Source organism: Streptomyces davaonensis JCM 4913 (assembly GCF_000349325.1).
GTDB classification, from domain to species: domain Bacteria; phylum Actinomycetota; class Actinomycetes; order Streptomycetales; family Streptomycetaceae; genus Streptomyces; species Streptomyces davaonensis.
Map to the genome: position 1 here is coordinate 8,208,029 of NC_020504.1, position 15,453 is coordinate 8,223,481.

General features: G+C 72.4%; 14 protein-coding genes. 4 read left to right on the forward strand and 10 right to left on the reverse strand.

From position 1 onward, the window contains the following. Positions 1–37: 37 nt before the first annotated feature. The 5 genes from BN159_RS36360 to BN159_RS36380 all read right to left on the reverse strand — a co-directional run bounded on the left by BN159_RS36360 (position 38) and on the right by BN159_RS36380 (position 6,442). On the reverse strand, positions 38–1,051 hold the full coding sequence (locus BN159_RS36360; RefSeq protein ID WP_015662035.1) for a hemolysin family protein: 1,014 nt from the start codon (positions 1,049–1,051) through the stop codon (positions 38–40). Further along, entirely contained in the window at positions 1,048–2,409 is a 1,362-nt protein-coding gene (locus tag BN159_RS36365) for a hemolysin family protein (RefSeq protein WP_015662036.1), read from the reverse strand. The genes BN159_RS36360 and BN159_RS36365 overlap by 4 nt, the downstream gene beginning before the upstream one ends. A 162-nt stretch (positions 2,410–2,571) precedes the next feature. Then, positions 2,572–2,997 carry a GNAT family N-acetyltransferase gene (locus tag BN159_RS36370; RefSeq protein ID WP_015662037.1) on the reverse strand — a complete coding sequence of 142 codons (426 nt, stop codon included), beginning with the start codon at positions 2,995–2,997 and terminating at the stop codon, positions 2,572–2,574. 57 nt (positions 2,998–3,054) lie between these two features. Next, positions 3,055–5,622: an ABC transporter permease gene (locus BN159_RS36375; RefSeq protein WP_015662038.1), complete on the reverse strand. Its 2,568-nt coding sequence runs from the start codon at positions 5,620–5,622 to the stop codon at positions 3,055–3,057. A gap of 4 nt (positions 5,623–5,626) precedes the next feature. Further along, complete coding sequence (locus BN159_RS36380) at positions 5,627–6,442, reverse strand: ABC transporter ATP-binding protein (RefSeq protein ID WP_015662039.1); 816 nt, start codon at positions 6,440–6,442, stop codon at positions 5,627–5,629. A gap of 132 nt (positions 6,443–6,574) precedes the next feature. On the opposite strand from BN159_RS36380, the gene BN159_RS36385 reads away from it, so the two are divergent. Together BN159_RS36385 and BN159_RS36390 are read left to right on the forward strand one after the other, a co-directional pair. Next, positions 6,575–6,802 (forward strand): hypothetical protein, encoded by a 228-nt coding sequence (locus BN159_RS36385; RefSeq protein WP_015662040.1) that lies wholly within the window; start codon positions 6,575–6,577, stop codon positions 6,800–6,802. A 39-nt stretch (positions 6,803–6,841) separates the two neighbouring features. Continuing rightward, the gene (locus BN159_RS36390; protein ID WP_408055052.1) at positions 6,842–7,180 is read left to right on the forward strand and encodes a fic family toxin-antitoxin system, toxin component; all 339 of its coding nucleotides are present in this window, start codon (positions 6,842–6,844) and stop codon (positions 7,178–7,180) included. Here the strand turns inward: BN159_RS36390 and BN159_RS36395 are convergent, their stop codons facing one another. Beyond that, positions 7,181–7,867 carry a class I SAM-dependent methyltransferase gene (locus BN159_RS36395; RefSeq protein WP_015662042.1) on the reverse strand — a complete coding sequence of 229 codons (687 nt, stop codon included), beginning with the start codon at positions 7,865–7,867 and terminating at the stop codon, positions 7,181–7,183. It lies immediately after the preceding gene. An 87-nt stretch (positions 7,868–7,954) separates the two neighbouring features. Then, on the reverse strand, positions 7,955–8,641 hold the full coding sequence (locus BN159_RS36400; protein ID WP_015662043.1) for an esterase/lipase family protein: 687 nt from the start codon (positions 8,639–8,641) through the stop codon (positions 7,955–7,957). Positions 8,642–8,758: 117 nt separating this feature from the next. Between BN159_RS36400 and BN159_RS36405 the strand changes: the two genes are divergently transcribed. Next, entirely contained in the window at positions 8,759–10,936 is a 2,178-nt protein-coding gene (locus BN159_RS36405; protein WP_193384302.1) for a helix-turn-helix transcriptional regulator, read from the forward strand. Positions 10,937–10,948: 12 nt separating this feature from the next. Here BN159_RS36405 and bioD read toward each other — a convergent pair whose 3' ends face one another. The 3 genes from bioD to bioB are packed head-to-tail and all read right to left on the reverse strand — an operon-like array spanning position 10,949 to position 14,130. Then, positions 10,949–11,665, reverse strand: coding sequence for a dethiobiotin synthase (bioD, locus tag BN159_RS36410; protein ID WP_015662045.1), 717 nt, complete (start codon positions 11,663–11,665; stop codon positions 10,949–10,951). Between the two features lies 1 nt (position 11,666). Next, entirely contained in the window at positions 11,667–12,947 is a 1,281-nt protein-coding gene (locus BN159_RS36415; RefSeq protein ID WP_015662046.1) for an adenosylmethionine--8-amino-7-oxononanoate transaminase, read from the reverse strand. Beyond that, on the reverse strand, positions 12,940–14,130 hold the full coding sequence (gene bioB / locus BN159_RS36420; protein ID WP_015662047.1) for a biotin synthase BioB: 1,191 nt from the start codon (positions 14,128–14,130) through the stop codon (positions 12,940–12,942). Before bioB ends, BN159_RS36415 begins: the two co-directional genes overlap by 8 nt. Positions 14,131–14,277: 147 nt before the next feature. Between bioB and BN159_RS36425 the strand changes: the two genes are divergently transcribed. Beyond that, positions 14,278–15,405: an 8-amino-7-oxononanoate synthase gene (locus BN159_RS36425; protein WP_015662048.1), complete on the forward strand. Its 1,128-nt coding sequence runs from the start codon at positions 14,278–14,280 to the stop codon at positions 15,403–15,405. Positions 15,406–15,453 lie beyond the last annotated feature (48 nt).

The following is a 15,453-nucleotide window of genomic DNA, read 5'->3' on the forward strand; positions in this document are numbered from 1 at the left end:
CCATCGGTCGGTCGCCCCGGGGACCCCTGGCGAAGCCCTACGTCCGCTGCCCGAACAGCTCCCGCAGCACGTCCTCCATCGTCACCAGACCCGAGAGCCGCCCGTCGTCGCCGAGCACCGCGGCGACGTGCGTACGGCCGCCGCGCATCGCGGTGAGCACGTCGTCCAGCGGTGTGCTCTCCCGTACGCGCGCGATGGGCCGCATGTCCGGTACCCGGAACGGCAGGTCCCGCGGTGAGGCGTCCAGCGCGTCCTTCACATGGAGGTAGCCGACGATCCGGCGCCCCTCGTCGACCACCGGGAAGCGGGAGAACCCGGACTGCGCGGACAGCCCCTCCAACTCCTCCGGGGTGACGCCCACGCGCGCGTAGACGACGCGTTCCAGCGGGAGCACGACGTCACGCACGGGCCGGCGGCCCAGTTCCAGGGCGTCGTGCAGGCGTTCCCGGGCGCGCTCGTCGATCAGGCCCGCCTCACCGGAGTCCCGCACCAGCCGCGCCAGTTCCGCGTCCGAGAAGGTCGCGGTGACCTCGTTCTTGGTCTCCACGCGCAGCAGCCGCAGCAGGGCGTTGGCGAAGGCGTTGATCGTGAAGATCACCGGGCGCAGTCCCCGCGACAGCGTCACCAGGGGCGGCCCCAGCACCAGCGCGCTGCGCACCGGCTCCGCCAGCGCGATGTTCTTCGGCACCATCTCGCCGAGCAGCATGTGCAGATACGTCGCCAGGGTCAGCGCGATCACGAACGACACCGCGTGCCCCGCACCCTCCGGCACGCCCAGCGCGTGGAACACCGGCTCCAGCAGATGCTCGATGGCCGGCTCGGCGACCACACCGAGGATCAGGGTGCACAGGGTGATGCCGAGCTGGGCCGCGGCCATCAGCGCGGACACGTGCTCCAGTCCCCACAGCACGCTCTTGGCGCGCCGGTCGCCCTGCTCGGCGTACGGCTCGATCTGGCTGCGGCGCACCGAGATCAGCGCGAACTCGGCGCCCACGAAGAAGGCGTTGACGACGAGGGTCGCAAAACCGATCAGCAACTGGATCGCGGTCACAGCGTCCCCTCCTTGTCGTCAGAACCGTCCCCACGACCGTCGTCGAGCTCATCGTCGAGCGGCGCGTGCAGCAGCACCCGCGCCGCGCGGTGCCCCGAGGCGTCCGTGACGTCCAGCCGCCAGCCGACGACCCGCACCGAGTCCCCGGCCTCGGGGATCCGGCCCAGCTCGTGGGCCACCAGACCGGCCAGCGTCTCGTAGGGCCCCTCGGGCGCCCGCAGGCCCACGCGCGCGAGCCGGTCGACGCGGGCCGAACCGTCGGCCGAGAACAGGGCCCGGCCGGAGTCGTCGCTGCCCGCGGGGGCGATGTCGGGCGTCTCGTGCGGATCGTGCTCGTCGCGCACCTCGCCGACGACCTCCTCGACGATGTCCTCCAGCGTGGCCACGCCGGCCGTGCCGCCGTACTCGTCGATCACGACGGCCATGGTGCGCTTGCCGGAGAGCCGGTAGAGGAGCCGGTCGACGGTGAGCGACTCGGGGACCAGCAGCGGCTCGCGCATCAGGTCCGCGACCGGGACCCGGGCCCGCCGCTCGGCGGGGACGGCGAGGATGTCCTTGATGTGCGCGGTGCCCACGACCGTGTCGAGGTTGCCGCGGTAGACCGGGAACCGGGACAGTCCGGTCGCGCGCGTGGCGTTGGCCACGTCCTCGCAGGTCGCCGACGCCTCCAGGGCGATGACCTGCACGCGCGGGGTCATCACGTTCTCCGCGGTCAGGTCCGCGAGGTTCAGCGTCCGCACGAACAGCTCGGCGGTGTCCGCCTCCAGGGCGCCCTCCTTGGCGGAGTGCCGGGCCAGCGCCGCCAGTTCCTGCGGTCCGCGCGCGGCGGCCAGTTCCTCGGTGGGCTCCACGCCGAAGCGGCGGACGATCCGGTTGGCGGTGTTGTTCAGATGCGTGATGAACGGGCGGAACGCGGCACTGAACCAGCGCTGCCCGTTGCCCACGCGCTTGGCCACGGCCAGCGGCGAGGAGATCGCCCAGTTCTTCGGCACCAGTTCGCCGACGACCATCAGGACCACCGTGGACAGCCCGGTACCGATCACCAGGGCGATCGAACTCGCCGTGGACGACGAGACTCCGAGCGACTCCAGCGGCCCCGCGAGCAGCCGCGCGATGGACGGCTCGGCAAGCATGCCGACGACCAGATTGGTGACCGTGATGCCGAGCTGCGCGCCGGAGAGCTGGAAGGTGAGATTCCGTACGGCCTTCAAGGCCCCGGCCGCACCCCGCTCGCCGCGCTCCACGGCCTGTTCGAGCTGGCCGCGCTCGACCGTGGTGAGCGAGAACTCGGCGGCGACGAAGGCACCGCACGCCACCGAGAGGAGGATCGCCACCAGCAGCAGGAGCACTTCGGTCATCGGGTCACCTCCGTCCCATGATCGGACAGGGTGGGAAGGAGCGCGCGATGTCGCGTACTGGGAGGCTCGCCCATGGGCGGACGCTCACACACCTTTCATTGGAGGACCGAGAGTGGTCCTCCAATGTTAAAGGATGAGCAAAGAGGGTCAGTCGGTAAGGGGTCAGTCGGTGAGGGGCTTGACCCAGCGCAGCCACTGCTCCTGCGGTGTGTAGCCCGCCGCGCGCCACGCGTGATGGGCCCGCTCGTTGCGCTGGAGCACCATCGCGTCCCCGCGTCGCCCCCCGAGCCGTACGAAGCGCTCCTCGGCGGCGGCGACCAGGGCGCCGCCGATGCCCTGGCGGCGATGGTCCGGGTGGACCGCGAGCCGGTACAGATGACAGCGCCAGCCGTCGAAGCCCGCGATCACCGTGCCGACCAGCGCGCCGGCCCGCTCGGCGAGGATCAGCGCCTCGGGGTCGCGCGCGACCAGCCGCTCCACGCCGTCCCGGTCGTCGCTGATGCTGGTGCCCTCGGCGGCGTCCTTCCAGAAGGCCAGCACGGCGTCGAGGTCGTCGGGCCCAGCGGTCCGTATCCGTAGCTCAGTCATGCTTTGAGCACACCACGACGGTCAGGTCGTGGGCCCGGAATTCCGGGATGCGGACGCTCACTCGTGCGCGATGGCCGCCAGCACGTTCATCCGGGAGGCGCGCAGCGCGGGCAGCAGGGCGGCCACGATGCCCACCACCGCCGAGCCGATCACCACCGCGACGATCGTGCCCCACGGGATCGCCAGCGCCGTCATGCCCTGCAAGGCCAGCACCTGCTGGGTGCACACGCCCCACACCAGGCCGAGCCCGAGCCCGAGCACCGCCCCGAACACGGCGATCACCACCGACTCCAGGCGGATCATCCGGCGCAACTGGACCCGGGACAGACCGATCGCCCGCAGCAGCCCGATCTCGCGCGTCCGCTCCACGACCGACAGGGCGAGGGTGTTCACCACCCCGAGCACCGCGATGACGATGGCGAGCCCGAGCAGCGCGTACACCAGGTACAGCAGCACGGCGATCTGGTCGCGCACGAGCTCCTTGTAGTCCGCGAGGTCCCGGACCTGCACCTGGGGATACGGGTCGAGCGTCTTCTCCAGGTTCGCGCGCAGCGCGTCGTCGCTCGTGCCGGAGGCCGCGTTGACGTAGACCGCCGACTCCTGGGCGCCCGGCGCGTACCGCTCCAGCGTGGCCAGGCCGAAGTACATGCCGCCCTGGGTGCCGAATCCGTCGGCGGACTCCATGTCGGTCAGTGCCCCGACCGTCAGTTCGGCGGTGCGCCCGCCCTGGAACTCGACGGGGATCGTGCTGCCGACGCGTACCCCGTGGTCGCGGGCGAAGTCCCGGTCCATGGCCATGGCGCCGTCGGCCAGTGCGGCGGCCGTGTCGCCTTGCGCGTACGTGATGTTGGCGACGTCGTCGAAGCGCGGACCATAGCCCGCGGCGGTCGTCTCGACGCGGTCGCCGTCCGGGAGCCGCGCCGCGATCGTGGTGAGCTGGGAGCGGACCACCAGGCCGACGCCCTCGGTGTCCTGGATCTTCTCGGTGATCTCCCGTGGGAACGGCACGAAGTTGGTGTTCTGGACGACGAAGTCGGCGCCCAGTGTCTTGTCGATCTGCTCGTCGAACGACTTGGTCATCGACGCGCTCGCCACCGACATCCCGCCGACCAGCGCGAGCCCGACCATCAGGGCCGCCGCGGTGGCCCCCGTGCGCCGCGGGTTGCGCAGGGCGTTGCGCTGGCTCATCCGGCCGACCGAACCGAACAGCGCGGGGAAGGCCCCGCCCAGGACCCGGATCACCGGCCGGACCAGGAGGGGCCCGGCGATGACGGTCGCGATGAGCGTCAGCAGCACACCGAGGCCCAGCAGGGACGCGGACGACGACGTCTTGGAGGCGGTGGCGCAGCCCACGAGCGCCGCCGCGCCGAGCGCCCCGACCACGAGGCCCACGATCGCGCGCACCCTGAGCGGCTTGCCGACCCCGGCGATCTCGGCGTCCGCGAGCGCCGCCATGGGGGAGACGGTGGCCGCGCGCCGGGCCGGGAGGTAGGCCGCGACGAAGGTGACGCCGAGGCCGACGGCGTACGCCGACACGGGCGTCGCCCAGCCGATCACCATGTCCGCGGAACGGATGTTCATGCCGAGCAGGCCCATCAGCTCTATCAGCCCGATGGCAAGGCCGATCCCGGTGGCAAGGCCCAGCGAGGCACCGACCAGGCCCAGCAGCAGCGCCTCCAGGAGCACCGAGCGCCGCACCTGGCGCCGGTCGGCGCCGAGCGCCCGCAGCAGGCCCAGCTCGCGGGTGCGCTGGGCGATCAGCATCGAGAAGGTGTTGACGATCAGGAACACCCCGACCAGCACGGCGACCCCGGCGAAGCCGAGCATCACGTACTTGATGACGTCGAGGAATCCGCCCAGCTGGTCCAGGTCGGACTCGGCCTGCTCGTCGGCCGTGCGGAAGTCGTAGGTGCCCGCGCCGAGCGCCGCGACCACCCGCTGCTTCAGCTGCGGATCGCTGACGCCCTCCGCGGCGTCCAACGAGATGCTGGTCCCGGCGTCCGCGTCGCCCAGCAGCCGGGTCTGCGCGGTCGGGGTGTCGAAGAAGAACAGTCCGGCGCCGGGGTTGGTCGTGGTGAACGTGGCGATGCCGACGACCTCGGCCTTGAACGAGCCGGGCGCGGCGATCACGGTGAGCGTGTCACCGATGGCCACGTCCTTGCTGTCGGCGGTGTCGGCGTCGATCAGCACCTGCTCCGGGCCCTTTGGGGCGTGACCGGAGGTCAGCTCGACCGGGCTGCGGTCGGTGGGGTTCCAGTTGGTGCCGATGGTGGGGGCGCCGGTGGTCGGGCCGACGGACTCGTTGTCCTCGTCGGCGACCGTGATGCCCTCCACGTCCACGTCCAGACGCGCCGTCTCGACGCCCTCGACCCGGGCCGCCCGGTTCACCAGCGAGGCCGGCAGCGTGGGGGTGAAGCCGGACGGCAACGACTCGTCGAGGTTCTCCTTCGGGCTGACCGTGACATCGGCAGCGGTCGAGGCGAAGAGCCGGTCGAAGGTACGGCTGACGGTGTCCGAGAAGATCAGGCTGCCCGCGACGAACGCGACCGACAGGAGCACCGCGAGGGCGGAGAGCAGCAGCCGCCCCTTGTGGGCGAGGAAACTGCGCAGGGTCGCCTTGAGCACCGGGTCAGTCCTCCTCGGGGGCGTCGGCGGCGCCCCGGATCACATCGAAACGCTTCATCCGCTCCAGCACCGCCTCCGCGGTGGGCCGCGCCATCTCGTCCACGATCCGCCCGTCCCCGAGGAAGATCACCAGGTCGGAGTGGGCGGCGGCGCCCGGGTCGTGGGTGACCATGACGACGGTCTGCCCGAGCTGGTCGACGGCGTCCCGGAGAAAGCCGAGCACCTCGAGACCGGCGCGCGAGTCGAGGTTGCCGGTCGGCTCGTCGGCGAAGATCAGCTCGGGGCGGGAGACGAGGGCGCGGGCGCAGGCCACGCGCTGTTGCTGGCCGCCGGAGAGCTGCGCGGGCCGGTGCCGCAGCCGGTCCCGCAGACCGAGCGTGTCGATGACCTGGTCCAGCCACTTCTCGTCGGGCTTCTTGCCCGCGATGTCCATGGGCAGGGTGATGTTCTCGGCGGCGTTCAGGGTCGGGATCAGGTTGAACGACTGGAACATGAACCCGATCCGGTCCCGCCGCAGCCGGGTCAGCTCACGCTCCTTGAGCCCCGTGATCTCGGTGGCGCCGAGCCACACCTGACCGGCCGAGACGTTGTCGAGCCCGGCGAGGCAGTGCATCAGCGTGGACTTCCCGGACCCCGAGGGGCCCATGACCGCGGTGAAACGGCCCCGCGCGATGTCGACGTCCACCGAGTCCAGCGCCAGCACCGCCGTCTCGCCCGAGCCGTACGCCTTGGTCAGACCGCGGGCCCGGGCCGCGATCGCGTCGGCCGGGTCGTGCACCGGAGCAGGAGTGGACAAGGCGGCCTCCTCGGTCCTGGACATCGCGACGTCCTTGCCAGGGCCGAGCGTAATGTGACCCGGCGCACACCGGACATCCTTCTGCGGTCCGAGTCGGTCTCCACCCCAGGAATGACTCCCTTGCCTCTGCTAGCACCTCGGCGCTAGCTTCGTGGTATGGCGAAAACCCAGCTGAACGTCCGCGTCGACGAGGACACCGCCCGCGCGGCCCGCGAACGCGCGATGGCGCGCGGCATGAGCGTCAACCGCTACATCGAGGAACTGGTCCGGCAGGACGCCGGCGAGGTCGGCCACACCTTCGTGGAGGCCGCCGCCGACTTCATGAAGCAGTACGAGTCCGTCTTCGCCGAGGAGTTCGGCACGGAGCGCGAAGGTCGTCGCTGAGCCTTGAGCGAAGTGAGAGTCGACCTCGCCTGGCTGCTGATGCTCGCCGAACGGATGACCCCGGGCGACCCCCAGGTCACCGACTGGGGCGCCCTGGTCGCGGCGGTCGCCCGCCACGACGCCGTGATATTCGACGTGCCCGTCTACGACACCCCGCACGCCCGAGCCGCGGCCCTGCTCCAACTCCTCATCCATGTCCCGGCACTGGAGCGCTCCAACGCCCTGTTCGCCTCCGCCGTGGCCTACGCCTACCTGGTCGCCAGCGGCCTGAAGGTCGTCACCTCGCCGGTACAGGTCCGCGAACTGGCCCGGCTGGTCAAGAGTGGTGAGGCGACCGTGCAGGACATCGCGGGGCGGCTGCGGGAGTGGTGCGAGTGATCAGTCCTCGTCCCTGGGCCGCCACGCCGTACCCAGCACGCAGTACGAGGTGGGCATCCTCGGCCCCTTCTCCGGCACCAGGATCCGCCGGTAGGGGCCGAGTTCGAAGCCCGCTTCGCGCAGGGACGCCACCGGCTCCCGGCCGACATGGCAGCCGCCGCAGAGCAGCGGCCACACCGTACGGTCCAGAGCCTGCTGGGTGAGGTGCATCGCGGTCCCGCCGCCCCGGCCGTGCTCCAGGAACCGCACGACCCCGCCGGGCCGCAGCACCCGCCGGATCTCCGACAGCGCCCGCGGCACGTCCCGGACGCTGCACAGCACCAGCGAGACCACCACCGCGTCGAACGCCTCGCTCTTGACCGGCAGCGCCTCCGCCGCCCCCGGCACCACATCCACCGGGACCTCGGAGCGCAGGGCCGCCTCCACGGCCAGTTGCCGCAGCACACGCTCCGGCTCGATCGCGACGACCTCCGAGACAGTGGGCGGATAGTGGGCGAAGTTCAGGCCGTTGCCCGCCCCGATCTCGATCACGCGGCCGGACAGTCCGGCGAGCATCCGGTCGCGCAGGCCGGCCATGCCCAGATCGGTCTCGGCCTTCACACTGAAGCGGGCGTAGAAACGGGCGAACAGCGGATGGTGCACGGCATCCCGCGACACCTTGCCGGTGCCGGCGGACCGAAGCGGCATGGGAACCTCCCGGGACGGACGGGCCATATCCCGATTGTCCCCCGGACGCCCGCCGCACACCCCCGCTGTGCGCCCTCGGTGCGCGGCTCAGGCGATGAAGTCGCGCACCTGTTCGTAGACGCCGTAGTCGTTGTTCATGTCGGTGTGCGAGATGCAGCCGACCTCGACGTTGGTCGCCCCGCTGAGGATCGCGGTGGTGTCCGGGGTGAGCGCGTCGTCGCAGTTGGACCAGTAGCTGGCGTACGAGACGCTGCCGGGGGTCTCGTCACCGGAGTTCAACGAGGTGAGGAAGGAGCTGCCGGTGTACATCTCGGCGCACGAGGTGTACAGCCAGGAGCACCATCCGGCGGTGGTCGTACCGTGGTTGGTGCCCGCGGTCGAGACGAAGTCGTCGACGTACGTCGTCCCGCTCAGGTTCTTCAGGTAGTAGCGGGAGCCGAGGGCGCCCATGGAGTGCACGACCAGGTCCACCTTCGCGGCGCCCGTCTGGGTGCGCACGGTGTTGATGTAGGTGGCGAGCTGACGGGCCGTGGTCGCGTTCGACTGGGACCAGTCGTAGGAGAAGGCGTACAGCTCGGAGGAGGTGTAGCCGTCCGCCTTGAAGTCGGCGATCCAGTCGTCCCAGCTGCTCGACGAGCTGCTCAGACCGTGTACGAAGACGACCGGGTTGTGGGTCGCGGCCTGGGCGGGTGTGGGGGAAACGGCGAGGGTCAGAAGGAGCGAAGCGGCCGCGGTCGCGACGGCCGTGGCGATGCGACGCATGGGGCGCTGCATGGGGGCCTCCTGAGGCGTGTGGGGTTCGCCAGGAGTGTCGGGCCGGGTCTACGCGCGCCGCATCGGTGAAATCGCCGGTCTTTACTCGTCAATTAACTCGCCAGTAACGTCTTTTGTGTGGTGACCCCGGTGAACCCCCAGCCCCTCGACCGCACTTCGACACCGCAGTTCACAGGCCCCGCACAGCATCCGGCGCGGACCCTGTCCGAGCCGGTGCGGGTGCGCGTGCTGCGTGCCGTATACGGCGATCCGCGCGCCGCCGCCGAAGCTGCGGGCAGGCTGACGGCGCGGCAGGCGGCGGGGATCGACCCGCTCCCCACGGAACCGGCCGAGCTGGCGCCCGAGTTCCTCCACGCGCATCGAGCCGAGATCCGCGCCCTGCCCGACGACACCCGGCTGCTGTTGCTGCTGGCCGCGGCCGACCAGTACCCGGTCGCCACCCACGCCTTCCTGCGCGCCGTCACCGCCGCCCGCCTCGACACCCGCCCGCTGGAGGCGGCGGAGGCGGCCGGAGTGGCGCATGCCGGGGCGCGCGGGGTCGTGTTCCGCGACGCGTGGACGCGGATCGCCGCCTACGAGACGGGGAGTCCGGCGGACCGGCGGGACGTGCACCGGCTGCTGGCCCGAGTCCTGCACGGCGCCGGGGAGACACCCCGGCGTTCCTGGCACCGGGGCGCCGGCGCGCTCGGCCCGAGCGGGCGGCTCGCGGCGGAACTCGGGGACGCGGCGCGGACGGCGGAGCAGAGCGGACGCCTCACCCTGGCCCGCGCCCTCGCCGAACGCGCCGCCCAACTCTGCCCCGACCCGCCCGAGCAGACCCTGCTGCTCGCCCGCGCCGCCGACCACGCCTGGCAGTCCGGCGACAGCGACCGCGCCCGGCACCTCACCACCGCCGACCCGGCGCTGACCGGCGTCCTGGCCCTCAGAGCGGGCAACGCGACCGACGCCTTCGATGCCCTGCTCGGGGAGGCGGGCCGGGAACAGGGCGGCCGCGCGACCCACCTGCTCGCCCGGGCCACCGAAGCCGCCATCTACACCGGCGACCTACGGCGGCTGAAGGAGGCGGCCCGGGTCGCCGGACGGCTCGGCGTCGAGGTGCCCGGCACCCTGGGCGGCCTGGTCGCGGCCTTCGAAGGGCGGTACGTCGACGCGCGGACGCTGCTGGAGGCGGCGGCCGGGAGGTGCGGCCCCGGCGGCGACCCCACGCTCCTGATCCACGCCGGCATCGCCGCCCTGCTCCTCGGCGACCACACCCGCGCCGCCGGAGCCACCCTGCGCGCCGCCGACTCCGCCCGCGCCCGGGGCACGACCGTCGCCGTGGCACAGGCCATGGAGTTCCGGGCGTACGCCGATTTCTGGACCGGCCGCCCCCGCGCCGGAGAGGCCGCCGCCACCGACGCCCTGTGGCAGGCCCACACCACCGGCCAGGACAACGGCGCCTGCCATCTCCAGGCCGCCCTCGCCATGTTCGCGGCGCTCACCGGCGACGCCGAGGTCTGCCGGGAACGCGCCGCCACGGCACGGTCGTACGCCCTCGCCCACGGTCTGGGACTGCCCGCGGCGCTCGCGCAGTGGGCGCTCGCCTGTCTGGACCTGGGCACCGGGCGGTTCGCCGCGGCGGCGGCCCGGTTGCGCGCGCTCGCCGGGTTCGGCCCGGGGCACGGTCATCGCGCGGTCCGCCATCTGGCCACCCCGCACTACGTCGAGGCCGCCGCCCGCACCGGGGACACCCGCGTCGCCCGGGTCGCCCACGCCGACTACCACCACTGGGCGAGCACCGTGGGCAGCGCCGACGATCTGGCCCTGAGCGCCCGCTGCCGCGCACTGCTCGCGCCCGGCGCCGAGGCCGTGGAGCACTACCGCAGCGCGCTGGTCCTGCACGGGCGCGGCACCCGCGACTTCGAACGCGCCCGCACGGAGCTGCTGTTCGGTGGCGCGCTGCGCCGACTGCGCCGCCGTACGGAGGCCCGCGACCGGCTGCACAGCGCCCTGGAGGCGTTCGAGTCCTTCGGCGCGCCGCACTGCGCGGCCCAGGCCCGAGCCGAACTCCGCGCCCTCGGCGCCCCCGCCGACCCCGCACCCTCCGACCCCGACGATCCGACCGCCCGGCTCACCGCGCAACAACTCCTGGTCGCCAGAATGGCGGCCGAGGGCGCCACCAACCGCGAGATCGCCGCCCGCCTGGCCCTGAGCCCCCGCACCATCGACCACCACTTGCGGGGCGTGTTCACCCGGCTCGGCATCCGGTCGCGCATCGAACTCGTCCGACTGCTGGCCGAGAAGGACCCGGTGTGAGCCCCCCAGAGCTCAGAGGGCCACGCGCTCCCGGAACGCCGCAGCGTCCCATGTGCCGCCGAGCTCCGCGGCCAGCCAACCACCCGCCGCCGTACGGAAGTCAGTCGGTGCCAGCGCCCCCGCACCGGCGGGCAGCGCCCCCAGCAGCGGCGCACCGGACACCTTCGGCAGGTCGGCCACATTGCAACGGGACGCCAGATCCGGCGCGTCGGGCCAACTGCCGATCACGACGCCGAGGAAGTCCAGGCGCCGAGCACGCAGTTCATGGGCCGTCAACTCCGTGGAGTTCAGCGTGCCCAGACCGGCCGGTGCCACCACCACGACCGGTGCCCCCAGCAACTCGGCCGCGTCCGCCAGGGTGCCGCCCATGTCGTCGAAGCGGACCAGCAGCCCGCCCGCCCCTTCCACCAGTACCAGGTCGTGCTCGGTGGCCAGCTTCGCGGCGGCCTCGGCGATCTCGTGCGGGCGCACCGGTGGCAGCCCCGCCCGGCGTGCGGCCGTGCCCGGTGCCAACGGCTCGGGGAAGCGGGCGAGTTCGGCCGTCGTCACCGCACCGGCGAGCCGCGCGCACTCGTCGGCGTCCCCGCGCTCGTCCGGCCGTACGCCGGTCTGCGCGGCCTTGAGCACGGCCACCGTGCGGCCCGCGGCGAGTGCCGTGGCGGCGACGGCGGCGGTGGTGATCGTCTTGCCGATCTCCGTGCCGGTGCCCGTGATCACCAGAACCGACATCTCAGCCCTCCCGCGCCGCCGCGCACACCGCGTGCGCGATCCGTGCCAGGTCCGCGTCGCCCGTGACGTACGGCGGCATCGTGTAGATCAGATCGCGGAACGGCCGCAGCCACACACCCTCGCGTACGGCCGCCTCCGTGGCCGCCTTCATGTCCACCGGGTGGTCGAGCTGAACGACGCCGATGGCGCCGAGAACCCGCACGTCCCGCACGCCCGGCAGGTCCGCGGCCGGAGCCAGCCCCTCGCGCAGGCCCGCCTCGATCCGCTTGACCTCCGCGAGCCAGTCCTGGCTCAGCAGCAGTTCGAGCGAGGCACAGGCGACGGCCGCCGCCAGCGGATTGCCCATGAACGTCGGCCCGTGCGCCAGCACCGGCACCTCGCCCCGGGAGATCCCGTCGGCCACGCGCGTGGTGCACAAGGTGGCGGCCAGCGTCATGTAGCCGCCGGTCAGCGCCTTGCCGACACACATCACGTCCGGCGTCACGGCCGCGTGGTCCGCCGCGAACAGTGCGCCGGTACGCCCGAAGGCGGTCGCGATCTCGTCGAAGATCAGCAGCACCCCGTACGCGTCGCACGCCTCCCGCAGCACCCGCAGATACGCGGGGGAGTGGAACCGCATCCCGCCCGCGCCCTGCACCACCGGCTCGACGATCACCGCGGCCAGTTCGTCGGCGTGCCGCTCGATGAGCGACCGCAGATGGTCGGCGTAGGACTCCTCGTACTCCGCCGGCGGCGGGTCCGCGAAGACCTGGCGCTGGAGCACTCCGGTCCACAGCTCGTGCATCCCGCCCTCGGGGTCGCACACCGACATCGGCTGCCAGGTGTCACCGTGATAGCCGCCCCGCCAGGTCATCAGCCGCTGCTTGCCGGGACGCCCCAGCGAGCGCCAGTACTGGAGGCACATCTTCACCGCGACCTCGACCGACACCGACCCCGAGTCGGCGAGGAAGACATGCTCGAGACCCTCGGGCGACATGTCGACAAGGCGCTTCGCCAGGCGTACGGCGGGCTCGTGCGTGAGCCCGCCGAACATCACATGGCTCATCCGGCCGAGCTGCTCGACGGCCGCCTCGTTGAGCACCGGGTGGTTGTAGCCGTGGATGGCCGACCACCAGGACGACATCCCGTCGACCAGCTCGCCCGAGCCGTCCGCAAGACGCAGCCGTACCCCGCTCGCCGACTCCACGACCAGCGGCTCCTGGCGGCCCGGCATCGGACCGTACGGATGCCACACATGCTTCCGGTCGAGGTCCAGCAGCTCGGGCACGCTCAGGTCAGGCATTGGGCGCGACATCCGTCCCGGCGCCGCGGCGGCGCACGGCGACGAGATCGCTGCGGACCTCACCGGGCTCGGCCTGCTCGGCCGGCGCCGGAACGGAACCGCAGACCCCGCCGCCCTCGTGAGAACCGCAGCCGCCACAGTCATGGCCGCCCGCATGGGACCCGCAGCCACCCCCGGCCGCCCGGTGCTCCGGCAGCGTCACCTCGCCCGCGCCCTCCACCTCGAACCCGGCGTCGGCGATCATCTCCAGGTCGGCCTTGCCCGCCTGGCCCTCGGTCGTGAGGTAGTCGCCGAGGAAGATCGAGTTGGCCAGGTTCAGGGCGAGCGGCTGCATGGTCCGCAGATGGACCTCGCGGCCACCGGCGATCCGTACCTCCACGTCGGGACAGACGAACCGCACCATCGCCAGAATGCGCAGGCACCGCTGCGGAGTGAGGTTCCACTCCTTGGCCAGCGGGGTGCCCTCGACCGGGATCAGGAAGTTGACCGGCACCGAGTCCGGGTCGAGCTCGCGCAGCGAGTACACGACATCGACCAGGTCCTCGTCGCTCTCACCCATGCCGGCGATCAGGCCGGAGCACGCGGAGAGACCGGCCCCGTGCGCCTTCTGCACGGTGTCGACGCGGTCGGCGTAGGTGTGGGTGGTCGTGATGTCCCCGTACGTCCCCTCGGACGTGTTGAGGTTGTGGTTGTACGCGTCGGCGCCCGCCTCGCGCAGCCGCTCGGCCTGGCCGTCGGAGAGCAGACCGAGACAGGCGCACACCTCGACGCCCTCGTTCTGGTCCTTGATCGCCTTGATGGTGTCCGAGACACGGTCCACGTCGCGGTCGGTCGGGCCGCGTCCGCTGGCCACCAGGCAGACGCGCTTGGCGCCGCCGGCGAGCCCCGCGGCCGCCGCCTTGGAGGCCTCGTCGGGCTTGAGCCAGGTGTACTTGAGGATCCCGGCGGTCGAGCCGAGCCGCTGCGAGCAGTAGGAGCAGTCCTCGGGGCACAAGCCGGACTTGAGGTTGACGAGGTAGTTCAGTTTCACCCGACGGCCGAACCAGTGCCGGCGCACCTTGCCGGCCGCGGCCACCACATCGAGCAGGTCGTCATCGGACGTCGCGAGGACGGCCAGGGCTTCCTCACGGGTCGGCAGCTCGCGCCGCAGCCCCTTGTCCACCAGCGTGTTCAGCAGGTCCATGAGAGCTGATCCTGTCTTACGGAGGGGTTCCTGGCCAAGGAGAGTTCGTACAACTCGGGCGCTTCGAGGTGTGGGTATTGCCACACCCTGGGTGCCGGGTCGTCCCGCTAGTGTCTGTGCGCTGCCTACAAAATCCCCGGAGGACCCATGGCGTTCGGCTGGATCGACGACCAGGCGGAGCTGCGCCGCCGCGCCGGACTCGTCCGGACCCTGCGCCCCCGCCCCGCCGACTCGCCGCTGCTGGACCTCGCGAGCAATGACTACCTGGGCCTGGCCCACCATCCGGAGGTCACCGAGGGCGCGGCCGAGGCGGCGCGGACCTGGGGCGGCGGCGCCACCGGCTCCCGGCTCGTCACCGGTACGACGGAGCTGCACGGCGAGCTGGAGCGCGAGCTGGCGGACTTCTGCGGTTTCGAGGCGGCGCTGGTCTTCTCCTCCGGCTACGCGGCCAACCTCGCCGCGGTCACCGCGCTCGGGCCGCACGGCTCGCTGATCGTGTCGGACGCGGGCAATCACGCCTCGCTCATCGACGGCTGCCGGCTGGCCCGCGGTACGACCCAGGTGGTCGCGCACGCCGAGCCGGACGCCGTGCGCAAGGCACTGCACACCCATGACGGACCGGCGGTGGCGGTCTCCGACACCGTCTTCTCGGTCGATGGCGACGCGGCCCCGCTGGCCGGGCTCGCCGAGGCGTGCCGGGAGTACGGCGCGGGACTCGTGGTCGACGACGCGCACGGGCTCGGGGTGCTCGGCGACGGCGGCCGGGGTGCCCCCTACGCGGCGGGGCTTGCGGGCGCCGACGACGTCGTCGTCACGGTGACGCTGTCCAAGTCGCTGGGCAGCCAGGGCGGTGCCGTCCTGGGCCCGGCCCGGGTGATCGACCATCTGGTCAACGCGGCCCGGACGTTCATCTTCGACACCGGTCTGGCGCCCGCCGCGACCGGTGCCGCCCTGGCGGCTCTGCGGCTGCTGCGCCGGGAGCCGGAGCGGGCGGCACGGGCGCGTGCGGTGGCCGGTGAACTGCACGCCCGCCTGACGGCCGAGGGCCATCAGGCGGTGCGTCCGGACGCCGCGGTCGTCTCGGTGCGCGCGCCGTCCCCGGAGGAGGCCGTGCGCTGGGCGGCGGACTGCCGGGGGGCGGGCCTCGCCGTGGGCTGTTTCCGTCCTCCTTCCGTGCCCGACGGCATCTCACGGCTGCGGCTGACCGCCCGCGCGGATCTCACGGACGGGCAGATCGAACGCGCTGTACGGGTCATCGGCGAGACACGACCATGAGTCGGCGTGACACGGCCCTGCCGCCGCGGCGAGGGAATTGATCGAAAC